The 24,817-nt window shown below is 61.2% G+C and carries 17 protein-coding genes and 1 pseudogene; 5 read left to right on the top strand and 13 right to left on the bottom strand.

Features of this window, described 5'->3' with window-relative positions; translation table 11 throughout:
• Positions 1 to 6 precede the first annotated feature (6 nt).
• The 3 genes from N181_RS22110 to N181_RS22120 all read right to left on the bottom strand — a co-directional run bounded on the left by N181_RS22110 (position 7) and on the right by N181_RS22120 (position 6,791).
• The gene (locus N181_RS22110) at positions 7 to 1,917 is read right to left on the bottom strand and encodes an adenylate/guanylate cyclase domain-containing protein (protein WP_060563889.1); all 1,911 of its coding nucleotides are present in this window, start codon (positions 1,915 to 1,917) and stop codon (positions 7 to 9) included.
• Between the two features lie 217 nt (positions 1,918 to 2,134).
• Positions 2,135 to 5,104 carry a hybrid sensor histidine kinase/response regulator gene (locus N181_RS22115; RefSeq protein WP_060563891.1) on the bottom strand — a complete coding sequence of 990 codons (2,970 nt, stop codon included), beginning with the start codon at positions 5,102 to 5,104 and terminating at the stop codon, positions 2,135 to 2,137.
• Positions 5,105 to 5,141: 37 nt separating this feature from the next.
• Positions 5,142 to 6,791: a Glu/Leu/Phe/Val dehydrogenase dimerization domain-containing protein gene (locus N181_RS22120; RefSeq protein ID WP_037431938.1), complete on the bottom strand. Its 1,650-nt coding sequence runs from the start codon at positions 6,789 to 6,791 to the stop codon at positions 5,142 to 5,144.
• Between the two features lie 517 nt (positions 6,792 to 7,308).
• Here N181_RS22120 and N181_RS22130 point away from each other — a divergent pair.
• Positions 7,309 to 7,614: a hypothetical protein gene (locus tag N181_RS22130; protein WP_037431961.1), complete on the top strand. Its 306-nt coding sequence runs from the start codon at positions 7,309 to 7,311 to the stop codon at positions 7,612 to 7,614.
• Between the two features lie 108 nt (positions 7,615 to 7,722).
• Here N181_RS22130 and N181_RS34300 read toward each other — a convergent pair whose 3' ends face one another.
• The 3 genes from N181_RS34300 to N181_RS22145 all read right to left on the bottom strand — a co-directional run bounded on the left by N181_RS34300 (position 7,723) and on the right by N181_RS22145 (position 9,093).
• Positions 7,723 to 7,911, bottom strand: coding sequence for a hypothetical protein (locus tag N181_RS34300; protein WP_037431941.1), 189 nt, complete (start codon positions 7,909 to 7,911; stop codon positions 7,723 to 7,725).
• A 106-nt stretch (positions 7,912 to 8,017) separates the two neighbouring features.
• Complete coding sequence (locus N181_RS22140) at positions 8,018 to 8,365, bottom strand: hypothetical protein (protein ID WP_037431943.1); 348 nt, start codon at positions 8,363 to 8,365, stop codon at positions 8,018 to 8,020.
• A gap of 236 nt (positions 8,366 to 8,601) precedes the next feature.
• Positions 8,602 to 9,093, bottom strand: coding sequence for a hypothetical protein (locus N181_RS22145; protein WP_037431944.1), 492 nt, complete (start codon positions 9,091 to 9,093; stop codon positions 8,602 to 8,604).
• Between the two features lie 826 nt (positions 9,094 to 9,919).
• On the opposite strand from N181_RS22145, the gene N181_RS22150 reads away from it, so the two are divergent.
• The 4 genes and pseudogenes from N181_RS22150 to N181_RS22165 all read left to right on the top strand — a co-directional run bounded on the left by N181_RS22150 (position 9,920) and on the right by N181_RS22165 (position 16,190).
• Positions 9,920 to 12,094, top strand: coding sequence for a polysaccharide biosynthesis protein (locus tag N181_RS22150; RefSeq protein ID WP_234886022.1), 2,175 nt, complete (start codon positions 9,920 to 9,922; stop codon positions 12,092 to 12,094).
• Between the two features lie 323 nt (positions 12,095 to 12,417).
• On the top strand, positions 12,418 to 13,614 hold the full coding sequence (locus N181_RS22155) for a glycosyltransferase family 4 protein (RefSeq protein WP_086021520.1): 1,197 nt from the start codon (positions 12,418 to 12,420) through the stop codon (positions 13,612 to 13,614).
• A 72-nt stretch (positions 13,615 to 13,686) separates the two neighbouring features.
• A complete protein-coding gene (locus tag N181_RS22160; protein WP_037431948.1) occupies positions 13,687 to 14,769 on the top strand; it encodes a glycosyltransferase family 4 protein in 1,083 nt (360 codons plus the stop codon).
• 258 nt (positions 14,770 to 15,027) lie between these two features.
• Positions 15,028 to 16,190: pseudogene (locus tag N181_RS22165) on the top strand (calcium-binding protein).
• A gap of 156 nt (positions 16,191 to 16,346) precedes the next feature.
• Here N181_RS22165 and N181_RS22170 read toward each other — a convergent pair.
• Genes N181_RS22170 through cysD form a run of 7 tightly spaced genes read right to left on the bottom strand, consistent with a single transcriptional unit; the run spans position 16,347 to position 24,704 of the window.
• Complete coding sequence (locus N181_RS22170; RefSeq protein WP_037431951.1) at positions 16,347 to 17,309, bottom strand: NAD-dependent epimerase/dehydratase family protein; 963 nt, start codon at positions 17,307 to 17,309, stop codon at positions 16,347 to 16,349.
• Between the two features lie 16 nt (positions 17,310 to 17,325).
• Positions 17,326 to 18,318: an ATP-grasp domain-containing protein gene (locus N181_RS22175; protein WP_037431952.1), complete on the bottom strand. Its 993-nt coding sequence runs from the start codon at positions 18,316 to 18,318 to the stop codon at positions 17,326 to 17,328.
• On the bottom strand, positions 18,315 to 19,055 hold the full coding sequence (locus tag N181_RS22180) for a PHP domain-containing protein (RefSeq protein WP_162832830.1): 741 nt from the start codon (positions 19,053 to 19,055) through the stop codon (positions 18,315 to 18,317). Before N181_RS22180 ends, N181_RS22175 begins: the two co-directional genes overlap by 4 nt.
• Positions 19,056 to 19,096: 41 nt before the next feature.
• Positions 19,097 to 21,058, bottom strand: a complete 1,962-nt coding sequence (asnB, locus tag N181_RS22185; protein WP_037431954.1) for an asparagine synthase (glutamine-hydrolyzing) — start codon at positions 21,056 to 21,058, stop codon at positions 19,097 to 19,099.
• A 42-nt stretch (positions 21,059 to 21,100) separates the two neighbouring features.
• A complete protein-coding gene (gene cysQ / locus N181_RS22190) occupies positions 21,101 to 21,907 on the bottom strand; it encodes a 3'(2'),5'-bisphosphate nucleotidase CysQ (protein WP_037431955.1) in 807 nt (268 codons plus the stop codon).
• Positions 21,904 to 23,805: a bifunctional sulfate adenylyltransferase/adenylyl-sulfate kinase NodQ gene (gene nodQ, locus N181_RS22195; RefSeq protein WP_037431956.1), complete on the bottom strand. Its 1,902-nt coding sequence runs from the start codon at positions 23,803 to 23,805 to the stop codon at positions 21,904 to 21,906. Before nodQ ends, cysQ begins: the two co-directional genes overlap by 4 nt.
• On the bottom strand, positions 23,805 to 24,704 hold the full coding sequence (cysD, locus tag N181_RS22200; protein WP_037431957.1) for a sulfate adenylyltransferase subunit CysD: 900 nt from the start codon (positions 24,702 to 24,704) through the stop codon (positions 23,805 to 23,807). The genes nodQ and cysD overlap by 1 nt, the downstream gene beginning before the upstream one ends.
• Positions 24,705 to 24,817: the final 113 nt, after the last annotated feature.

Genomic DNA, 24,817 nt, shown 5'->3' on the forward strand with positions numbered 1-24,817 from the left:
GCAGGCCTAAAGCAATGGCCGCCTCGGGGAAAGGATGCCACTTGTCGCATCTGGAGCCCTCGCTTCTGCGAGCTGCTCGAGGAACTGCTCCATGAGCCGCGAATTGCCGAAGCGACGATTGGCCCGCTCGTCGGCGAGTGAGAACTCGGGGTCCACGTCCGTCAGGAGTGCCATCGTACGCTGCGCTCCTTGCACGTCTTCGCGCTGGATCAGGACGGCCGTGTGGATCAGCAGGCAATCCGCTTCGCGGGGCGCACGGATCAGGCATTCCCGCAGGACCTGATCGGCTTCATCGAGGCGGCCGGCCGCATAGAGTGCCTGGCCGTAGACGTAGGTGTAGTACTCCGGTGCCATCGGGTGCAGCCGACGCGCGCGCTCGGCGTTGCGCACGGCCTCGTCATAGCTTCCGAATCGGACCTGCGCCTTTGCCAGCGCCATTAGGCTGTCCGGGTCGTTCGGATTGAGTTCGACCGCCCGTTGCGCGGCCTGCATGGCGCTGGCATAGTCGCCGTTGACCGAAAGGCCGAAGCTCAGGACCTGATAGCCGACAGCAAGATTTGGATCCAGGCGAACGGCCTGGCGCGCCTCGCTGAGACCGGTTTCCACATCGGTCTGGGATGCCCTGCCGCTGAGGTTCTGCGCGAAGTCAACGATATAGGTCATGCCGAGATTGGCGCGCGCCGCGGCGTAGCCGGGGTCGAGCTCGAGAGCACGATGACGTAGCGCACGCGCGGCCATCAGGGCCTCGGCATCATTCGAGCCGTGTTTGTACCCGTCACGCGCCTTGAGGACCAGGTCGTAGGCCTGAAGGTTTTCGGTCGGGCGTTCAGCCGCGTTCGATACCTCGGACTCGCGCACGTAGGACACCAGATGCGAGACGATCTCCGCGGTCAGATCGGTCTGGAGCGCAAAGACGTCCTCGACGCGCCGGTCGTAGGTGCGCGACCAGAGATGAGCGCCGCTGCGTGCATCGATCAGCTGCGCCACCACGCGAAGCTGGTCACCAGCGCGCCTGGCGCTGCCTTCCACCACATAGCCGGCCCCAAGTCTTTCGCCGATCCTGCGGATATCCTCCGCCTGGCCGCGCAGCGCAAAAGTCGAGTTGCGCGCAATCACCTGGAGCTCGGGATTTCGCGCAAGGTTGGCGATGATGTCTTCGGTCAACCCGTCGGCGAAATAAGCCTGGTCGGTTTCGCCACTCATATTGTCAAAGGGCAACACCGCCACGGTCGGCCGTGCATCTGCGGGCTTGCCACCTGACAGTCGCACGAGGCTGTCGGTGAGATCCGCGCCGATCGCTCTTAAATCCGGCACCTGGGTGAAAACGGCGAGGACGATGAGCCCTGCAGCCCCTACTGCAAATGGCAAAGCGGCACGCCGGCGGAGAGCAATCCGCCGTATCCAAGCGCGACCACCCAGCCGGTCCGGCTCGAGCCGCACCGCGTAGACGGCGAGCGGCTCGGCTATGTTCTTGGCCTGCCTTCGCCCGATACTGTAGAAGAGCTTGTTGCGGGTCCGGTCAGCGCTGCGCACCACCGCCTCGCTCACAAAAATGCTGGCCGGCGCGGCCATGGCTTCCAGACGCGAAGCGACGTTGACGCCATCGCCGAACATGTCACCATTGTCTTCTATGACATCGCCGAGGTTGATGCCGATGCGCATACTGAACGGCCGGTCGACAAATCCGTTCTGGATTTCGATCGCCGCATCCAGCGCCTCGTTGACGCTCGGAAATGTTGCCAGAAAGCCGTCGCCGGTGGTCTTGAAGGTCCGGCCGCCATGCTTCTCGACGGTCGGGACGATCAATTCGCTGAAGGTCGCGCGCAGGGCCGCGTAGGTCGAGGATTCGTCCTCGGACATCAGCCGCGCATAGCCGACGATGTCGCCCGCTACGATTGCTGCGAGTTTGCGTTCCACTACGAGCCCTCGGCAGTTTTCGGAAGCATCTTCCCGGCACCGCCCCTGCCCGTCCACTCAAAACTCTGTGTGTGAGCGCCCTGATCTACGGACGCGTTCACGATACTTGCCCCACACAAATGTCCATCCTGAGCCGGTTGCACGCTGACGGCCAATGGGCGGCGCAAAGCACAGCGGATGGCACACCTCGATTGTGGATTGATTTGACACCAATCCTTCAGGCGCCCGATGCTGCTCGCTGAAGTAGCGGCCGCAGGCGATCCAGTTCAGCCGCCAACGCACGTTGAGCTTCGGGAACGGGTTCAAGCCTGCCTTCGCGGCCTAGATTCGCCAGCCGTTGTGCCGCCGTCACCACGCCGCCGGCACCGATCACATCCGCCGCGCCTTTCAGTGTGTGTGCTGCGCGCCTCAACTCCGCGGCATCGCCGCCGGCATGTGCCGCGTCGATGGCGGCCGTCAGTTTCGGGTATTCGACAAGGAACATTGCCGCCAACTCGCGCAAGAGCGCCGCGTCGCCGTCAAGATTGCTGAGAGCGCCATCCCAGTCCAGCGCGGACGCTTCTGCAGCCGCCGGCTGCTCCGGGATGGCGGTTGCCGGTCCGGCCACAGCGGATGCCGGCTTGGGTTGATACTGTTCGACGACGCGGAAGAGTTCGCTGGCGCGGAACGGCTTCGTCACGTAACCGTCCATTCCTGCCGCGAGACAGCGCTCGCGGTCGGCCGGCGTCGCGCTCGCAGTCAGTGCGATGATCGGCACACGGGCGCACTCGGCTCGAGCGAGCGCGCGGATCGCGGTGGTCGCGGCGAGCCCGTCCATCACCGGCATGTGAACATCCATCAGCACAAGATCGTAACTGCCATGCTCAGCCGCTTCGACCGCCTCTTGACCGTTCCCCACCGCCTCGACGCGATGGCCGCGCTTCGTCAGCAGATCAACCGCGACCTGCCGGTTGACCGCCCCGTCCTCGGCAAGCAGCACGGTGAGCCCCGGGCCCGTCCGCAGGCGCGCCGGGCTGGCAGTACCCTCGAGCTCGTCTTCCCGCATCGAGAAGCCAAGTGCGTTGGTGATCGCGTTCAGGAGATCGGACTGTTTTACAGGCTTCACAAGCAATCTGGAGACATCCAGCTTGCGCAGCAGCGCCTCGTCGCTCGGCCGACCGGCGGAGGACATCATGACGATTCGTGTCTCCTTGAGCGCTGGGCGCAGTCGCATGCAGGCCGCAAGTTCGAAGCCGCTCATCCGAGGCATCATAACGTCGAGGAGTGCGAGATCCGGTAGCGCACCAGATGCCTGTTCGAGTGCATTGAGCGCCGCCGCTCCGTCCACTGCGACGATTGGGATCATGCCCCAATTGACGACGATTTCCTCGAGGATCTGGCGATTGGTGGCGTTGTCATCGACCACCAATACGCGCCGTCCGCGCAATTCTGCCTCGCGCACCGGGCGTGCCTTTTGCGCCTCCGGCGCGAGCACGAAATCGGCTGCGAAAGTGAAGACGCTGCCAACGCCCGGCTTGCTGTCGAGCTGCATCGGTCCGCCCATCTTCTCGGCAAGTTGAGCGGCGATCGCCAGGCCGAGCCCGGTGCCCCCGTATTGCCGCGTCGTCGAGGTGTCGGCTTGGGCGAAAGCCTCGAATATGCGCTCCTGCTGCGCTGCTGGAATGCCGATGCCCGTGTCGCGCACGTCGAACTGAAGGCGTGCCCCTTGGTCTCCCTGACCTACCAAAGTGACATCAACCACTACCTCGCCATTCTCGGTGAACTTGATCGCATTCCCGACAAGATTGACGATGATCTGCCGTAGCCGTGTCGGATCCCCCATCAAGTGATCCGGCACCTCGGGAGGGATGTGGCAGGCAAGCTCCAGGCCCTTGTCGGCGGCGCGTTTGGCGAGAGTTTGCAGCGTGTCGCCCAACGTATCGCGCAGCATGAACGGGATCGTCTCGAGCTCCAATCGTCCCGCTTCGATCTTCGAGAAGTCGAGAATGTCGTTGATCAGGTCCATCAGCGTGTCGGCGGAATGGAGGATGATCGAGACGTATCTGCGCTGCTGATCGGAAAGCTCGGTCCCCTCAAGCAGTTCAGCAATGCCGATCACACCATTCATTGGCGTGCGGATTTCATGGCTCATATTCGCAAGGAATTCGCTCTTGGCAATGCTTGCCTGCTCGGCCGCATCACGGGCGCGCTCAAGCTCCTCACGCGACTTGCGCAATTGCTCCGTCCGCTGCTCCAGCTTGGCAGTGCGCTTGGCCACCAGCTCCTCCAGACGATGGCGGTGCTCTTCAAGCTCGGTAATGTCTGAATAGACACATATCGTTCCGCCGTCGCTGGTCTTGCGCTCGCTGACGCGGATAGTGGTCCCATCCTGATGCTTCAAATTGAAAGGGCCGCGCGGATTGCGGTGGCGCTCGAGGCGCTGGGCAATCCATTCATCGACTGTCTGGCCGTCGAGCGACGACAGGCCGCTTTCCGCAAAAGTTCGAATCACGAGCTCGAAGGACGCGCCCGGTGTTTCGACGGCAAATGGTTCGGCAGGCAGGACGGCACGCTCCGGCCCTGAAAAGAAATCCCGGTAGCGCGAGTTATAGACGACCAGCCGGTCCGAGGCGTCATAGAGTGCGAAACCCTCCAAGGAAGATTCGATTGCATCGAGCAACTGCCTTTGCGCGGCCTCGGCGCGCGCTGTCGCAGCCTCGGTTGTCTTGACCAGCTCCTCGAGATGCTCGCGCTGTTCCTCAAGTTCGGTAATGTCGGTATAGGCGCCGACCAGACCGCCATCGCGGGTCCGGCCTTCACTAATGCGAATCCATGTCCCGTTGTTGAGCCTCAGCTTGAATGGTGGGCCCGGATTTCGATGGCGCTCCATGCGTCGCGCTACCCACTCCTCCACACCCAACTCGCCTACTGGGGCCAACCCCTGCTCCACAGCGGAACGGATCAGGTCCTCGAACCGCATTCCCATCGCGACTCTGGGGGAAAACAGTTTCTCGAAGCGCGAGTTGAACGCGACCATCCGGTCGTCGGCATCATAAAGAACGAACCCTTCCAAAGCTGACTCGATCCCGTCCAAAAGACTGTCGCGTGCCGCTTCTGCCCGTGCCCGTGCGGCCAAGGCAGCTTCGAGCTGCTCCGCAAGCGTATGATCGCTGCAGGAGGCATGAGTAGTGTCGGTATTCTTGGTCATTGAATCCCTCCGCATCCGGGTGGGATGTTCAGGCGCCTTATGGGAATAGACCGCGCAGCAGTTTGGCCTGGGTCACGCGGGCGATCCCCTCTATCAAGGCAGCGGTACGCAGGTCCAACTGGTCATCTTCCGCACGTCGACGCGTCCGTGCAAATGCATCGAGCAAGATCGCCTTGAGCCGGTAATTGATCTCGTCGAGTGTCCAGGTCAGGTTCTGCAGACCCTGCACCCACTCGAAATAGGAAACAGTCACTCCGCCAGCATTGCCGAGAATGTCGGGAATGATATGCACTCCACGCTCGTTGAGAATCTCGTCTGCCTCGAGCGTGGTCGGGCCGTTCGCGCCTTCGGCCAGCAACCGGCACTTGATCCTCTCGGCGTTCTCGGCGGTTACCTGATTTTGCAGTGCCGCCAAGACCAAGACATCACATTCCAGTTCCAGAAGCTCGGCGTTTGAGATCGGCTCTGCATCGGGAAAGCCCGCCAGCACCCGATTTTTGGCCACATATTCCAGTAGCGCATTCACTGACAGGCCGTTGGCGTTGTAGAGTCCCGTCGACACGTCGCTGACAGCGATGATCTTGACGCCCGCCTCGGCCAGAAACCGCGCTGCAAAGCTACCGACATTGCCGAACCCCTGCACCACCGCATTCGATTTGGCCATATCAAGCCGGATTGCCTCGGCCGCAGCTTCGATGACATAGACCAACCCGCGCCCGGTCGCCTCCTTGCGTCCGAGCGAGCCCCCGAGCACCACGGGTTTGCCTGTGACCACCGCCGGAACCGCATGGCCGACCTGCTGGCTGTAGGTGTCCATCACCCAGGCCATCACCTGCTCGTCGGTCCCCATGTCGGGCGCGGGGATGTCCTTATCCGGCCCGATTATGTCGATGATCTCGGCGGTATAGCGTCGGGTCAGCCGTTGCAGTTCGCTTTTCGAAAGAACAGTAGGGTCGACGCGCACACCACCCTTGGCGCCGCCAAAGGGCAACCGCATGAGCGCGCACTTCCAGGTCATTAAGGTCGCCAGCGCTGCGACATCGCCAAGATCGACATCTTCGTGATAACGAATGCCGCCTTTCGTGGGTCCCATCGTCAGGACATGCTGCACCCGATATCCGAACACGGTCTCGACCTGCGCGCGGTCGTCGCGGAAGAACGGAAACGACACCACTTGGGTGCGCTGCGGAAACAGCAGCCGCTGGCGGATGTTGTCATCCAGATTCATGATCTGGGCGGCCTTCAGGAATTGTTGCTGGGCGAGACGGAACATCGGCGAGTCCCACTCGCCGCCATGGGCGCGCTTGCGCGCCAGCGTGTAGCGGATTGCCCTGTCGAGCGCGACGCCGTTAAGCCTGGTCTTCAGCAGAAAGTCGCTGGCACCTGCCTCGACCGCGTGCGCCGCGAGCTTCACATCGTCGAGGCCCGTCAGGATCACCACCGGGACATCCGGGGCAGCCGCTCTTATTCTAAACAGCGTCTCCAGCTCGTGGCTGTCCGGCAGGATCAGATCGAGCAGTACCAGATCAGTCGCGCCCCGCTCGAGTTGTCCAAGCCCGTCGGCCAAGCGGTCCACGGCCACCACCTCGCAGTGTAACTGCATTTCGGTGTCGAGCAGTCTTTGGATCAACTTCGCATGGAGCGGGTTATCCTCGACAAGCAATACGCGCACTGTTTGATCGCTCATGCTTTGCCCCCGCGGTGGCCACGCGGAGAGTATATCAGCTTTTGGTGCGACGGCTGAGCTTTGAAGGGGGACTTCTTCTATCATCTTCAATGGGAGATGAGGGCAACACCCGGAGCGATACACGATGGCGCCGCGGCTAGTCAGCTCCACGCAAGCTGCCCCTATGCAAAGATATTCTCGGGTTTTGAAATTGCCGGCGGGTGTCCCGCCACCCAGCCTGCCGGCGACGCGGACGACCAGGGCATCGACGAGCGGGGGCAATGATACCCGTCTCGAAGTCAGCCATGTTAGCGGGGACACCTCAATCGACCGCGCGCTCAATTCAGACAACGTCGGAATTCGGCCTAGGAGCAAAGTTTTGCCCGGCCTAGCCGAGGAGCGATGGTACGCCTCAATTCGGGGCGTCCATCCTGATCGGACAGTCAATCGATAGACGATGGGTTGTGCAAAGTTTGAGTTGACCGTTTTCGAGGGCGAGGAGACACTTGCAATCCGCAGCAAGGCAGGAGGAAAAATGATGGCCGAGCCAGACCGCTGGCGCCACATGGCAAGCGCGCCGAAGAACGGCAGTCGGATACTCGTCACGATCCGCCCGTCCGAACAGGGGGCGGCAGAAGTTGACCTCGCATATTGGTCGAATGGCGATCAGTTCGGTGCAGAAGGCTGGCGCGCCTCTGATTCCTCGCCCGGCCGCATCATCGAATACGCCGAGCCGGAATTGAAGTGCTGGATGCCGATGCCCTCGGCCAATCTCGATCGCACCTCGATGCCCTCACCTTGGGAAGGCGACGACGACCAAGAGCTCAACGGGTCAGGGATTTAAGAACTCGCGCCGCCATGTTGCGAAGATGATACGCAGCGAGTGGCAAGACGCAGTTGAGCCAAGCGATCGCGAAAACGGAACATTTTCAGGAAATCCCAACCGAACTGGTCAGTCGACGAGGCGGGCAGGTTTTCGCAGTTCGGGGAAGATGATCGCCCACAGGGCCGAGACAAGGAGTGTTCCGGCGCCTCCGCCGGCACCAGACCGAACAGCGCCGCAGTGGCCGGATTCGAATTCACCGAGTTCGTTCGAGGCGCCGATGAACAGAGAGTGGACCGCGGCTACCCGTCCACGCATCGCGTCCGGCGTATCGCATAGGAGAAGCCGTCCTCGAGCGGCGATCTATTACAACAATGCGGAACCAAAGAATGGACCAGCGGCCCGGCTGATCGTCTAAGCGTGGCTACGCGCCGAACAACGTATCGGCTCGCCTCTCAAACGACTGCCATTCTTCCGGTTCCGGTTCCGCTTCCCACTCGGATCTGTCGCGCCGGTCAGCGGTTAATGCTGCCCTGCCCCAAGCTTCAGCACGCTGCATCAGCGACGCCATCTCTCCCTTCAAGCGATGCGAGCGCTGCAGGTCGCCGGCATGCTCGGCGTTCTGGCGGGGATCGTAGAACACGCCGATCGCAGCGCTGGTTGCCTGCCGTGCCGCCTCCAATTGTTCTTTCAAGCTCTCCAGCTCGGCTTTCGCCGCAAAGTACTGTCTCATCACCGCGATGAGCTCGCGGTCACTGGCGCTGATGTCCACGATCCCTCCTCCTTGAAAGTCCTCGTTGGGGGCATTGATCGATAAGAATGGCAAATTCGGGATAGAGTTCCTGCGAAAACGACAAAGCCCGGCGCGGGACGAAGTGCGCCGGGCTTCAATAGTGACCGACAGCCTGCGAGGAGGAGGGCTGTCCGTCGGACCGCGGCTCGGGAGGAGGTGAATTGCCTCGATGAAGTTCAAGGCCTGCCAACCACGCCGAAAAATCGGAAAGTCCTTCAGACCGCGGCCTTTGCCGGATGCTTGGTTGTCGTGTCAGTCGCACCCCAGCGGACGCGGTTCATCGCCGGGAAAGGCATAACTATGTGAGGCCCGGCAGGCTTTGGCGCGCGCGCGTCTTTTTCGGACAGAAGGGTGCGACTTTCCAGGCTTGGAATGGCGGTGACGACCGACCGGACGAGCCTCGGTGAGATGCCGTAGAGAGCTGTCAGTCGACGGAAGGTTCTGGTCGCGGCATAGATCTCATCGGCGCATCGCACAGCTTCGCATACGCGTGCCTTGTCGTTGATGCTGACATAAAGCACGCCAGGGATCGACAACGGCAGCGTCGCCACAATCGGGTCCAGAACCAAGTTGATCGCCTGCGGGGCGACACCATTGAGAACAAAGACCACGACACCAGCCTGGCTTGCCCAATACCCGACCATGATCAGTTCCGTAGGCAGCCGCCCGCCAGACTCGGCAATCTCAATAACGCTTCGTGCTTGCATGTTTCGGCCCACCTCGATGAAAAAGAGGGGCTGACGCCATGACCATTATGGCAATATGCCGGATGGCGCGTGATCGACTACAATCTCATTGAAAGCTTGAATGTCTAAGCTTCAAGTACGCCGGACAGACTATCTTCTTCATCCTCGTTACACCATATGCCTTTGGATATATAGGCGCGCCGAGTTGTGCGCTCTTCTCATGAGATCCGGATCGGTCACCAAATCGCGGCGCCGATCCGCACGACGGAAGCTATCTTTCCATATTTGAATCGTAGTTGACATCCGCCTCTGACCACGACTGCATGTCTCCTTAAATCGCTCGATTTAAGGACAAAGACATGCAGCAATTCAAAGTGCTCAGCGACCTTTGCGCGCCTGATAAGGGCGCCCGGCGCTGTAGGGATAGCCAGGTCTGTCACTTTGCCGGCAGCCTACATGCGGGAGACGCTAACCCAATCAGCAGCCGGTCAACCTTTGTCGTAAATTATGATTGGCCGGCACACTGAAGACTATTTACAAGGAATTAATTACGTGCTTTTTATCGTGGTTCTCTTGGGTCGTGATCCAATCCATCGCGACGCGTAATCTTTTGTCGAATATGATTTATCAGGCCTTTCGAGCTAGTCGACGACAAAACTTACAGACGCACCGTTCTTGACCAACCATTAGGCCTTCGTCGGAGGGGTGCGGTTTTCGTTTGGCGGGACGGCAGGCTTGCAGATATTAGGAAGGGGCCGTCATGCAGCGTTTTTACAACGCCGCAAAGGCAGTGCGCGATAGTTTCCTAATGTTGCCGAGAGGGGAAGCAGCAAGATCATCGGCCAAAGTGCTGCTGGCGGTATGCGGTGCGGCCCTCGACATCGGCTTTCGGCGTCTACGAGGGGCCGTTTTCAGCGTTCAGAACTACCCTGCCCTATACGTTGCCGACCTTGGCTCCGCAGGCATTGCGCTCGCCATGGCGCTATTGCTGCGTTACGGCTTTGCAGAGCTCAGTACGAGGCCCGAGACCGCCTCTGTCCTGTTGTGGTCCGGCGCTCAGTACATCGCCATTTGCGCCATCATTTTCCCCTTGTCCGGCCTCTATAGCCGAAACTGGAAGTATGGCTCCATCTCCGATCTCTTGATCATTCTTCGCGCAGTCCTCGTGACATCTCTGTTGCTCATCTCGCTCCTGTTCTTTTCGACAAGACTGACCGATATGCCGCGAACCGTCGTCCCGATGCAGTCGCTCCTTCTGATCGCCTTCCTCGCCGCCGCGCGGCTGAGCTTTCGCGCCGAGGAAATCCCACTGGCGCGACCCGTTTTCAAGAATGGGCGCCATAAGGGGGCGGGCGACGACCACCAAGTCCCGCTGCTGCTGGTCGGAGCGGGCGACGCCGCCGAGCTTTACCTGCGCGCACTCGCCCGGGACTCGAACGCCACTCATGTGCCAGTGGCCTGCCTCGACAAAGATGCAGACCAGCTCGGGATGAGCCTTCGCGGCGTGCCGATCGCGGGGCGGGTCGAGGATTTCGAGCGGGTGGTGGCGGAACTGGAGCAAATCAACAAGCGGCCGCGTCACGTCGTTTTCACGGAAGCTCCGGCGAACTTCGGCGAAACCGCGTCCGACGAACTGCTGCGGTCCGCCGACAGGCTCGGCATTGCAGTGTCGCGCCTGTCGCAGCTGACCGAGCTCAAGCTCGCCAAAGGTGACAACCCTTACGAACTGCGGTCGATCGAACTCACCGACCTCCTCGAGCGTCCGCAAGCGGCGCTCGATCGCGAGGCGATTGCCCGTCTCGTTCGCGGCCGGCGGGTGCTAATCACCGGAGCCGGCGGATCGATCGGCAGCGAGCTGACCGCACAAGTCGCTGCGTGCGAACCGGCGGAGATCGTGCTGGTCGACAATTCAGAGTACAATCTTTACGCAATTGACATGACGCTCACCGAGACCTTCCCGAAGGTATCCCGGTGGAGTTACCTTTGCAGCGTGCGCCGCAACCAGCGTGTTGAGGAAATTTTTGATCGGCATCGGCCCGAGCTGGTCTTCCATGCAGCGGCGCTCAAACATGTACCCATGGTGCAGATGAACCCGCGCGAAGGCGTCCTCACGAACGTCATCGGCACCATGAACGTTGCCAATGCGGCAAAGAAATACGGCACGCTTGCCATGGTCCAGGTATCGACCGACAAGGTCGTGAACTCGACAAGCGTGATGGGTGCGACGAAGCGCCTTGCGGAGCTCTATTGCCAGGCGCTCGACCTGCACGGTCTTGAAACTGCCAAGGGTCCGCGGTTCATGACTGTTCGCTTCGGCAACGTGCTGGGTTCAAGCGGATCGCTGATTCCGCTCTTCAAGCGTCAGCTTGCAAGAGGTGGCCCATTGACCGTCACCGATCCATGCATGACACGTTTTTTTATGACGATCCGTGAAGCCGTGGAGCTAACGTTGCAGGCATCGGCCTACGGTTTCGAAAAGCAGCTCGGACAGGGTGAGATTTTCGTTCTCGACATGGGCGAGCCGGTCAAGATCGTCGACATTGCACGCCGGATGATCCGGCTGGCCGGTTTCACCCCGGACCAGGACATCGAGATCAAGATCATCGGTTGCCGGCCGGGCGAAAAGCTCTACGAGGAACTTTTCGACGAGAGCGACAAGCGCACTACGTCGCCGGTGCCGGGCGTCCTGGGCGCGGTTCCGGAGCCCATTCCCTTGCCGACGTTGCGCAACGCGTTCGCTCGCCTGCAGCGCGATGCGGAGCGGGGCAACGATTCGGCCGTTATCTCGGTCATGCGTGAGCTGCTTCCGCGCTATGAGCACGATGCCGACAACACTGAACCTCCCGCCATGAAGAAAAAACGGGGCCTGCTCCAGCCGAAAAGCCGCAGCAAGACTGGGGCTCCACGGCGGCAAATCTACCAAAAGAGCGCCCGCAGCGGGCTTCGAAATCTACCAAAGGAGCGCCCGCGGCGAGATTCGGTTGCCGGATTAATTGAAAAATGGGAAGCGCGGTTCGCCTGAACTCCCCTCTGTTACAGGGGCATGGCCACAAGGAGCCCTTCTCTACTGCATGATTCCTTAAATCGGAATCGATTTAAGGACAAAATCATGCAGCATTTCAAAGTGCTACAGCGACCTTAGCGCGTCCGATTGGACGCGCGGCGCTGTAGAAACCCGTCTGACGCCAAGATCCTCGGTCTCAGGTCGGGCGTGCGACCAAGCAGCAACGCCGCAACCTGCGCCGGAGCGCGGCGGCGACGACCACACCTCATGTTGCAATCGCGAAGCAATACAGGTGTCCATTCGGGAGTCCAGCCTTGAGTTCCGCCGATTATGTTGGCCGCATGCAAACAGAGGACGTCGCCAGTTTGACGCGCCGGCCCGATGCTGCGTACCCTCCGGCGCGCAGACGCGTGATCGCCATCGTCGCAAGCCTGGCGGCATCTCTCACCCTTTTTCGGTTGGAGTTGCTGAAGCGATTGGCCAGCGCCGGACATGACGTCATCGCCTTCGCTCCCGAGGACGACCCGCGGGTCGAGCAGGCGCTCGCTGAAATCGGCGTGCGCTTCATTCGTATTCCCATGGCCCGAACCGGCCTTAACCCGCTGGAGGACATCCGGACCTTTTGGTCGCTGCGGCAGCACTTCAAGCGCGTGAAGCCAGACATGATCATCCCCTATACGATGAAACCAATCATCTATGCCGGCATCGCGGCCAGAACACTCGGGATCAAGGAACGTTGCTTCCTCGTCACGGGTCTCGGCCACGTCTTTTCCGAGGTGGGCGGACGCTCGTTCAAGGCGCTGGCCATCCGCCACCTGTGCGTCCGGCTGTATCGAATGGCGTTTAGGCGCGCGACGGTGGTATTTGTCTATAACGACGCCGATGCAGAAGACATTCGCCGCTATCATATGCTGCCGGATGCTGTGTCGCCTACGATGGTTCACGGATCCGGCGTCGATTTGGAGCACTTTGCCTTCGCGCAACCAACTGGCGGGGGGCCTGTTTTCCTTATGGTTGCGCGGCTCCTGCGCGACAAAGGGGTGGTGGAATATATCGAAGCCGCAAGGATAGTGCGCCGCAGCTTCCCCGATGCCCGGTTTCAACTGCTCGGCCATTTTGACAGCAATCCGACTGCAATCTCGCGCGAAGATATCAACGATTGGATCAGCGAAGGAATATTGGACTACCTTGGTACTACGGACGACGTGCGCCCTTATCTGGTTGCATGTAACGTCTTCGTCCTGCCTTCTTACTATCGCGAAGGCATTCCGCGGAGCATCCTCGAAGCGCTGGCGACCGGAAGACCGGTAATCACGACGGACTTGCCAGGCTGCCGCGACACGGTCGAGCCAGGCGTGAACGGCATGACCGTAAAACCGCTCGACGTGATGGCGCTTGCCGATGCGATGGCATTATTTGCCCGCGATCCGGACCTCTCCGAAAGTATGGGTAGGCGGTCGCGAGAACTCGCGGAGAAGAAGTTTGACGTGCACATGATCAACCGGGTTCTGCTGGCCGGCATGGGCTTGACCGATTGACGGACATTCCATGGCGCAGCAGATCATTCCTCCGGTAAATGCGTGGGCAGAGCCGAATTTAGAGCCGCCGCGATGATTATGCATGTCATTACCAACTTCACTGCCAGTGCGGGTGCCGAGACGATGCTCGCACGCCTCCTTCACGGTTCGGCCGATGAACATATTGTCGTCGTTTCGCTGATCGGTATCTCGGATCGGAACCGCAATCTCGCTGACAATCCGAGGGTTGCCTATGTATCGCTGGCCGCCTCGTCGTTCGCCGCGCTTCCGGGCGCGATCCTGCGGCTCGCTCGGCTTATCCGCAAGGAGCATCCCGATGTAATCTTGTGCTGGATGTACCACGCGATGATCGTTGGTACGATCGCAGCCCAGTTGGCCCGCTCTGGAGCAGCGGTTTACTGGAACATTCGCCAGTCCTTGGACGATCCCGCCTCGCTTACGCGCAACTCGCGCCTCGCAATCGCCGGGGCACGGCTATTGTCGAGACGGCCGGCCGGCATCATCTACAACAGCGCGCGCGCCCTCGAGTTGCATCGGAGCTACGGCTACGCAAACCGGAACATGGTTGTCATCCCCAACGGCTTCGAGTTGCCGCGGATCGATCCGACAGAGGCGACGACGGCTCGCCGGATCGGTATCGTCGGTCGATTTCATCCGCAGAAGGATCACGGCACGTTCTTCAAGGCGGTGGCTGCCGTGCGCAAGACGCACCCGCAGGCTCTGTTTTCCGCGGCCGGCAACGGGCTTTCCCGCGACAACCGCGCTGTGATCGACTTGATGGCGGAGGCGGGCTTGCCTGAGCACGCCATCGATCTCAGGGGCGAGATTTCCGACATGCCTTCCTATTACCGCAGCATCGACGCCCTGGTGCTGTCGTCCAGGACCGAGGGTTTTCCGAACGTGATTGCGGAGGCCATGAGTTACGCCAAACCGATCGTGACGACGGACGTCGGCGATGCGGCCGCGGTCACGGGAAATGCCGGCATTGCCGTCCCCCCACGTGATCCGGATGCGCTCGCTGGAGCAATCCGCAGCATCCTCGACCTTTCGCCCAGTGAATATGCCCGCTATGCGCACCAGGCGCGGAACCGGGTCGAAAGCGAGTACGCGATCACCGCCATAGCGGCGAAATATGCCGCATTTCTAAAGCGTTAGAAGGAAGTATTGCGCACAATCAATCCAACAGCCCCTCGTACTTTCCTCTGTCATCAGGCCGCCGCAAGGAAATATTGCGCCCCGCACGACCTCCAGCGCAGTTGAGATCTATTGCCGGCTTCTATAATAAGTAGTAAACATTCGCTTTCCACTGCAAAACGTTGCGTGTCCTTGCGTCTCTGGGCGCTTTCGGGCCGGGGATCACTTTCGCGCCCCATTCTGAAATTATCCGCCTCCTGAAACTGCTAGGAGATCACGATGATTTTTAAAGGAACCAACCTCACCGACACGATTCGCGGCACCCTCTATAACGACGAGCTCTGGGGCTACGCCGGCGACGATTACCTCGAGGGCGGCGACGGCAATGACAGGCTTTTCGGTGGGCTCGGCAACGACCACATCAAGGCGGGCGCCGGTGACGACTATGCCGAAGGCGGCGACGGCAACGACAGCATCGAGGGTGGGCTTGGGACCGATACGCTCATCGGTGGTTTGGGCAACGATATCTTCGAAGGCGGTGACGGCAACGACATCATCGACGGTGGTGACGGCCACGACCACATCCTGGGCGACGGCGGAAACGACAAGATCTACGGTGGAGCAGGCGAAGAATATATCGACGCAGGTTACGGCGACGACATCATCTATGCCGGCTCGGGAAATGACGGCTTCAACAATCGCATAGATCCGGCAACTGGAAAGCTGACGCAGCAGGCTGTCTCGGGTGGCGCTGGCAACGATACGATCTATGGAGAAGAGGGCAATGACGCCCTGAAGGGCCAGTCTGGAGACGACCGCGTCTATGGCGGCATCGGCGACGACATGTCGATGGCGGCGACGGGAACAACTATCTCGATGGCGGCGACGGCAATGACGTGCTCGATTCCGAAACTGGAATCGACGAAGCCCACGGCGGCATCGGCAACGACAGGATCTCGGTCGGTAACGGCAACGACATCGCCTTCGGGGATGACGGCGACGACATCCTGTCTGGCGAAGGCGGCGCGGACTCGCTCACAGGCGGCAACGGTATCGACCTTATCTATGCCGGCGATGGCAATGACACCTTGCGCGGTGACGTCGGGAAGGACACGCTCATTGGTGAAGCGGGAAGCGACATCCTTTGGGGCGGTGCCGACTCCGACCGTTTCGTCTTCAAGGCAACCCCCGCGCTCAGCGGCCAGGACACGATCATGGACTTCCAGGATGGCGTGGACTTCCTCGTCATCGAAAAGCTCGGGGTCACGCAATATTCCAGCTCCGGTGCCAACGGGACCGTCTGTGCCTATGATACCTCCGGCGGCGACGTCTTGATAAAAGCTCACAGCTCCGGCGGCCAGGCGTTCTCCATCCTCCTGGACGACCCCAACGGCACTCTGAGCGCCGCTAGTTTTTCGAGAGGCGACTTTCTCTTCGCCTGATGCAGATCGCCACGAGGCCCTGACGCACCAATGAATTCGAGAAGGCGACACGCCTTGCGGGGTGTCGCCTTCAAGGCAACGTGCTTGCCAGCAAAAGAACAAGCAGGAGCGTTGCGACCTCCCGTTGCTATTTAGGGCCTCACTGCAGTCCCTGCCTCAGGTTCGCGAGGCAGTGTTGGTCTTGCCGCTCGCGCTCTGGAAGTCCGCAAGCCCGGTCTCTACTTTCCATGCCTCGATGCCTTGGCGGAACGCGCGCGGCGTGTAGGCCAGTTGCTCGGCGGCCCTGGCGACATTCAGCGCCGCAAAGCCCGCCGCCGCGGCGTCCCTGTCTTCACCTTCCACTCGGATCAGGGAGGGGTCCGCTCCAATCACCTCGGCAATGATACGGGCAGCCTCCAGTGACGTGCAGGCCTGCCCGCTGCCCGCGTTGAATACGCCCTCGCTTTCGGCTGCGACGGCTTCGAGAGCCAGTGAAGCCACGTCGTCGACATAGACAAGATCAACGCGGTAGGCGCCCCCATCGCGAATAATCACGGGCTGTCCGCAAGCAAGCGCGCGGATGAACGCTGTCACCATGCCTTTGCCGTGCATGCCGGGTCCGTAGACCGATGCGGGCCGAAGGACCGTCACGGGTATCCCCTTCGCTTTTCCGAATGCGAGCAGGCAAATCTCCGCTGAGAGCTTGCTCGCCAGATAATAGCTCGCGCGATTGACGGGAAAGGCGGGACTCGTCTCCGAGGCGGGCTCGGGGGCGGGCGTATACACCTGTCCCGATCCAAAGTGGACGAACTGCTGAACATCCTGCGAGGCGGCATCCATCGCAACCTGCAGCGCTCCGTTCGTGTTGAGTTCGAAACACTTGGCGGCCTGATGGGGATCGCTGAGGTCAGCAGGAATAAAGGCCGCGAGATGAAGAAGCGCATCCGCTTGCCTTACCGACGGAAGCGGCTCGCCGATCGACCACTGCTCAATGCGCAAGCGCGTATGCTTGCGCACCGTAACCCGCTCTGGATCGCGCACAAGCGCCGTGACGGCGTCGCCTCGCGCAAGTGCATGCTCAATAAGTCTCGTCCCGATGAAGCCCGTCGCGCCAGTTATCACCAGTTCCTTGGGACTCACGGCCGATCTCTTTCCCTCAGGCTTCTTCTTCAAGACGAGCGGAGGCCGTGACCAGTTCGCCGGATCTGACGACGGTTTCCGACCAGTGCCGCAATATGGTTACCGGCGTGATTTCCGGCTGAACGACCGGTTCGCCGAACAGCAAAAGCCGGATGCACATCTCCACTTCATTGAAGCCAGCATGGATTCTCACCGCGGTCGTGCCGGAAAACCGCGCATTGATCTCGAAGATCCTGGGAACGCCGTCGTCGAGGCGAAACTGGAAATTTGCAGGCCCGTAGGCGCCGAGGGCGTCTGCCGCCTGCGCCATTGCCGCGTTGAGCGCGGGAAACGGCTCAGCAAAGGCGCGGTAGGTATTGCCGTCGCGCAGGTCTCGGCGCATGACGATCGTCGCGCGACATTGCCCGTCGAAGGTCAGTGTGCCGGCCGTGTATTCGGTCGCATCGGAGCCGACATATTTCTGTATGACGATGCCGGGCTGCTCGGCTATTGCCCGCTTTAGCTGGTCTCGATCGCGGACGATGCCGAAGCCTATCGACCTGGCGCCGATCCTCGGTTTGACGATAAGCGGAAAGCCGCACTCTTCGATGAGCGCCTCCTCATCGCCCGGCAGGCAGGAGGGAACGAAGCCCAGTCCGCGTTCCCGGAGGAACTCGGAGGTAAGCCACTTGTCGTTGGCGACAGATACGACATGGGGCGAACTGATGATCACCTTGGTTCCGTAGGTCGTCTCGATCGCTTCGCGGTTAGCGGAAAGGATCGGCAATTCCACGTCGGTTCCGGGAATGAGGATGTCGGGCCGCTCGACGCGCAGCAGGTCGCCCAGCCTGTCCAGATAGTCCGGGTCCTTCGCCATCGGAACAAGATAGGCGGCATCGCCCCAGTAGAGCCCGGCCGAGAGCGGGCTCGGGTCCCCCACGATTATAGTCGCTCGAAGCGTGGAGCGCCGCAACGCGCGAATGATACCCTGTCCGAGGAGGGCGCCCGCGCCCGTGATGAAGACCTTCATGTCAGCCCTACCCCCAGTTCAAGAAGCCTGTCCCGGCAACGGCCCAACTCGCTGAGCTTGTGCGCATCGGAACCGATCGAAACGAATGGATTGATCTCGTCGCACAAGGCCAAGAATCCAGGCATATCGTCCAGGTATGAGGAGTTGATCTCGATGGCGATCCCCCGCTCGAGCGTCGCCTTCATCAGCGCGCGAAAGTAATCTTCCGGAAACCGGCCGTATCGCCTCAAGCTCATCCCACCCGGATGTCCGAGCACGTCGATCGGCGCGTTCGCAATCATGCCCATCGACAGCCGGAATTCGATTTCGGCCGTCTCCTCGAATGACAATTGCTTGAAATCGAGATAGCCGCCCTGCCCGTCCGGCAAACGGTGGACGACGCCAAGGACGATATCGCAGGCGTCGAGCACGGATTGCGACACATCCAACCGTCCATCGTCGTCCATTGCTTTCGTCTCGCAACCGACATAGACGCGCATATCGCCGACGGCATCCACAGCCGAATAGATCTCGGCCTTGAAATCGGGAAACCAGGACGTGTCTTCCCGGACATGCTCCGTGAAGGCGAGCTCGGCGAGGCCGCGTTTTTTGGCGGTTTGCAGCACCTCGAGCACCGTGGCCTCACCATCGGTCCAGTTGGTATGGACCTGGAGTTCGACATTCAGTTGCTCGCGACTGAGACCCCGAAAACGGGAGAACACAGGCTTGCCGCTATCCGTCTTTCGTTGCGGTTCCATGCTTTTCATTGCGCCCTTTGATACGTTTCCTTCTGTTTCCGTCAGTCGGAGCGCACCCAGCGGTCGTGCCACAGGTTGAACATCAGCACCGCCCACAATTGCGGACCCCAGTCGACGCGGCCGGCAAGATGTGCCTTCCAGCGACTGACGATCGGCTCGGCGCGGAAGATTCCATCACGCTGCAGGCGAGACGGCGACAGCATCTCTTCCGCCCAGGCGCGCAGCGGTCCGCGCAACCAAGCGTTGACGGGGACGCCGAATCCGCGCTTTGAAAGATTTATGAATTGTTCCGGCAGCCTTCGGGACAAGAGCTTGCGCAGCGCGGGCTTGCCGGGGGCTTCGGCAAAACACAACTCCCTTGGCGCACGCCAGGCCAGTTCGACGAAGCGGTAATCGAGCAACGGAGCGCGCATTTCCAGGCCCACCGCCATCGAAGCTCGGTCCATCTTCACGAGGATGTCGTCGGGCAGATAGTCGACCATGTCGCGGTACATCATTCTGTCGACTGCGCCCAGGCAAGCCGGTATCCGCTTCGAGGTCATTGCGGTCGGAGGCTCTGCGCCGCCGAACACGACGTCGGCCGGGTGTGACCAGAGCGTGCGAAAGTCCAGGTAGCGGGCGTCCGGGTCCTCGATCTCCAGGAGCTCGGCAAGTCTTCTTAGCCGTTTGCCGGTCACTTCGTCCTGAAGCGAAGACGGACGCGCATGGCGAGCCGCCGCGGCGGCAAATTCCAGCGCCCAGTGAGGCGCGTGCCTTGCGGCCCTAAGGGCAACGACAGGCGTTTTCCTCGCCAGCCGGTCGAAGGCGAGCATTTGCCGATAGCGTTTGTAGCCGCCGAAGAACTCGTCGCCGCCATCACCCGAGAGCGCCACCGTTACGGTTCTTCGCGCCAGCTTCGATACAAGCAGCGTCGGAATCTGTGAAGGATCGGCGAAGGGCTCGTCATACACATCCGGCAACTCGGTTACGATGCGCAGTGCGGTGTCGGGTTCTGCCGTGATCTCCGTATGATCGGTGCCGAGCTGCCTGGCGATGCCTGATGCCAGGTCCGCCTCGTTATACTGCTCCTCTAGGAAGCGCACGGTATAGGTTTTCACACGCGAGGTCGAAACTTCCTGCATAACGGCCGACACCAAGGAAGAGTCGACGCCGCTGGAAAGGAGGGCTCCCACCGGAACGTCGGAGACAAGGCGCTCGCTCACCGCCCGTTTCAATTCGGCGTCGAGCGCGTCCAAGGCTTCGTCCGGGCATTCGATCCGCTGCGCATAGCCTCGTTCCGCCGCCTCGAAAGCATCCCAATAGCTCTTGGCCCCGCTCAGGGCGGCCGACGCCGACACCGGCGGCGTATCGACCGAGAGACTCAGCCAAGAGCCATGCGGAAGCTTGAAGATGTCTCGGTAGATCGAATAAGGCGTCGGCACGTAGCCGTATCGAAGAAAAAGCGTGGCCGCCTGGGGGTCTACTTCAACGGAGCGAAAGGATGGATGCGCCCTGATGCTTTTCAGTTCGGAGCCGAAGGCAACGCCGCTCTTGGATACGCCGATATACAGCGGCTTCTTTCCTATTCGGTCGCGAGCGAAGATGATATGTCGCGTGGCACTGTCGTAAAGCGCAAAGGCGAACATGCCGTTGGAGCGCTGCAATGCACTTTCCAGGCCGTAGGTCTCTATCGCCTCCAGGAGTACTTCGGTATCGGAGTGACCGCGGAAGCGAGCGCCCTGCTCCTCCAATGCGGCCCTCAGGCCAAGGAATCCGTAGATCTCGCCGTTGAAGACGATCGAGTAGCGGCCACTGCTCGAATGCATAGGCTGGGCACCCGTGGGGGAGAGGTCAATGATGGACAGGCGGCGGTGTCCGAGCCCTACACGGCGCTCGTGATCGAGCCAGGTACCCGACGCATCGGGCCCGCGGTGAGCGAGGGCGTCCGTCATGCGCGTCAGTATCTGCGCCACCTCCTCCCGACCGCGATGCGCATAATCTATCAGGCCGGCAATTCCACACATGAGATATTCCTCTTGGCGATTTGCAGCGAACCCCTGGCGGGACTAAAGAGCCGCCAACACCGGAGACATGTCGGCCCAAGCGACGAAATGCGGATTTGCGAAGTCGCTGTCGTCGGGCTGCTTCATCTTGCCGTAGAGGAGGCGCGAGCCGTCCAGCCGGACGACCGATCCGCCGGCGGCATTGAGCACCGCATCGCCCGCCGCCGTATCCCATTCCATCGTGCGGCCGAAGCGGGGATAGACATCCGCCTTGCCTTCGGCGAGCAGGCAGAACTTGAGCGACGAGCCGACGGAAGTGTAGTCCGTGACGCCGTGCCCGGCAAGGAACGCCTCGGTCTCGGAACTGTTGTGCGAACGGCTGGCGACGGCGGTCAGCGCCGGACCGCGGGGGCGCACCTGGATCGCCTGCCGATGTCCAACCACGGCGCCGGCGCCGAAGACGAGTTTCTCGGCCCGGCCTTTGTCGGCGACATAGGCGCAGCGCTGCGCCGGGGCATAGACGATGCCGGCTACGGGAAGGTTGCCCTCGATAAGGGCAATATTGACGGTGAAGTCGTCGCGCCGGTTGATGAATTCCTTCGTCCCGTCGAGCGGATCGACCAGGAAGAACGTGCCACAACTGATATCGGGGACGCAGCCTGAGGCGACGGCCTCCTCGGCAACGACCGGGATATGCGGAAAGGCTGCCGCCAGCCTGTCGAGGATGATCGCTTCGGCCCGCTGATCCGCCTCGGTCACCGGCGAACGATCATCCTTGTAGCAGATGGTCGGGCCTGCCTCGTAGACGGCGAGGATCGAGGCGCCGGCCTCGAGCACGATGCGCTCGAAGAGTTCGCAAAGGGGCGTCATCTATCCCCCCTTTGTCCATCGAGGAATGCCTCGATTTTCAACGCAAGGGTAGTCGGGTCCTCTTCGACCGTCTTCAGATGCAGTTCGGGGTTCTCCGGCGCCTCGTAGGGCGAGGAGACGCCGGTAAAATTGGCGATCTTGCCGGCGAGTGCCTTTTCGTAAAGCCCCTTCGGATCGCGCCGCGCGCATTCCTCGAGCGGTGTGTCGACGAAGATTTCTATGAACTCGCATTCCTCCATCAATTCGCGCGCCATCTGGCGCTCGCCGCGGAACGGCGAGATGAAGGAGACAAGCACGATCAGCCCGGCATCGGCCATCAGCTTGGCGACCTCGGCGACGCGGCGGATATTCTCGACGCGATCGGCTTCGGTGAAGCCAAGGTCCCGGTTGAGCCCGTGGCGCACATTGTCGCCGTCGAGCATGTAGGTGTGCTTGCCGCGGGCATGCAGGAGCCGGTCGAGCGCGTTGGCGATCGTCGACTTTCCCGAGCCGGAAAGTCCGGTGAACCACAGCACGGCCGGGCGTTGGCTCTTCATTGCGGAACGCGCCGCCTTGTTCACATCGGTCGCCTGCCAATGCACGTTGTCGGCGCGCCTGAGAGGGAAATCGATCATGCCGGCGCCGACCGTCGCGTTGGTGGCCCGGTCGACGAAGACGAAATTGCCGGTCGCCCTGTTATCCTTGTAGGCGTCGAAGACGATCGGCGCCTGCGTCGAGATGTTGCAGACGCCCACCTCGTTCATCTGCAAGGACTTCGCCGCCTCGCGGGCAAAGCTGTTGATATTCACCTGATGCTTGAGCGCGGTAACCGTCGCGCTGACGCTGTCCGTCTCCGTCCTGAGGATGTAGCCGCGCCCGGGCAGCATGGGACTGGCGTCGAACCAGATGACATGCGCCTGGAACTGATCCGCCACGAAGGGCCTCGCGGCGGGTGCCACCAGCATGTTACCGCGCGAAGCGTCGACCTCGTCGGCAAGGACGAGTGTCACAGCCTCGCCCTCGGCGGCCGTGGGCAGATTGCCGTCGAACGTGACGATCGCCTCGACCGACGAATGCTGCCCGGATTTTGCGACGACGACCGGATCGCCGACGGAAATCCGGCCAGAAGCGATCTGCCCGGCATACCCGCGGAAATCCGCATGTGGGCGCATGACCAGTTGCACCGGAAGGCGGAAGGGCCGCTCCGCCGCGGGCGGGTCGAGCTGCACCGTCTCCAGGTACTCGAGGAGCGCCGGCCCCTTGTACCAGGGCGTGTTCTGCGATGCCGAAATGACGTTGTCGCCGAACCGCGCGGAGATGGGGATCGACTGGATGCTGACAAAGCCGAGCTTCTTCGCGAAAGCCCGGTAGTCGCGGGCGATCTCGTCGAAGACCGATTGACGGAATTCGACGAGGTCGAACTTGTTGACCGCCAGGACGAGGTGACGGATGCCGAGCAACGAGGCGATATAGGAATGGCGCCGGGTCTGCGGGAGAATGCCCTGGCGGCTGTCGATAAGGATGACGGCTAGGTCGGCTGTCGAAGCGCCGGTCACCATGTTGCGCGTATATTCCTCGTGGCCGGGCGTGTCGGCGACGATGAATTTGCGCTTCGATGTGGCGAAATAGCGGTAGGCGACGTCGATGGTAATGCCCTGCTCGCGCTCCGCCTCGAGGCCGTCAAGCAGCAAAGCGAGGTCGATTTCCTCGCCATTGGCGGTGCCCGGAGAGCCGACGCGCCCGAGATTCGTCAGTTGGTCCTCGAAGATCAGCTTGGCGTCGAAGAGCAAGCGCCCGATCAGCGTCGACTTGCCGTCGTCGACAGAGCCGCAGGTGATGAATCGGAGTACGGTCTTGCTGTCGTGTTCGGCCAGGTGCGCGCCCAAGTCGTGCGGCGGCACGGATTGAAGATACGACATCAGAAGTACCCCTCGCGCTTCTTTTTCTCCATCGCACCGGCCTCGTCTGTGTCGATCAGCCGACTCTGCCGTTCGGAGGTGCGCACCGTAAGCATTTCCCGCAATATGTCCGGAACCGTGGCAGCCTCGGAGTCGATCGCGCCGGTCAGTGGATAACAACCGAGCGTACGGAAACGAACCATTCGGTCCATCACCTCTTCGCCCGGCTCGAGGGGCATGCGGTCGTCGTCAATCATGATCAGCATGCCGTCGCGGCTCACCACCGGTCGGCGCGCCGCAAAATAAAGCGGCACGATCGCGATGTTTTCCTGCAGGATGTATTGCCAGATATCGAATTCGGTCCAGTTGGAGAGAGGAAACACCCGCATCGTCTCGCCGGCGCCGACGCGCGTATTGTAGGTCTTCCACATCTCGGGGCGCTGGCGCTGCGGGTCCCATCCATGCTGGGCGTTGCGGATCGAGAACACCCGCTCCTTGGCCCGCGACTTCTCCTCGTCCCGCCGCGCGCCGGCTAGCGCCGCGTCGAACCGGTATTTCTCCAGGGCCTGCCTGAGCGCCATGGTCTTCATGACGTGGGTGTGCAGGTTGGAGCCGTGCGTAAAGGGACCGACGCCCTGGTCGACGCCGTCCTGGTTGATATGAACGAGAAGATTGAAGCCCAGCTCCTGCGTCATCCGATCGCGAAACGTGATCATCTCCCGGAACTTCCACGTCGTGTCCACATGCAGGAAAGGAAATGGCGGCTTTGCCGGGTAGAACGCCTTCAGCGCCAGATGCAGGAGTACGGACGAGTCCTTGCCGATCGAGTAAAGGACAACCGGGTTCGAAAATGTCGCGACTACTTCTCGAAGGACGTGAATGGCTTCAGCTTCAAGTCGCCGAAGGTTGGCAAGAGACATGCCGCAACCCCTCTGACTTTCTTAAAAGACTTTTCTCTATGCATTTATCGAATGCGCCACCCATGAAGAATTGGGTGCATGCCGGCAATCGCATGGCGGCTGAAACAGCTTCG

The sequence above is a fragment of the Sinorhizobium fredii USDA 205 genome (assembly GCF_001461695.1).
GTDB classification, from domain to species: Bacteria; Pseudomonadota; Alphaproteobacteria; order Rhizobiales; family Rhizobiaceae; genus Sinorhizobium; species Sinorhizobium fredii.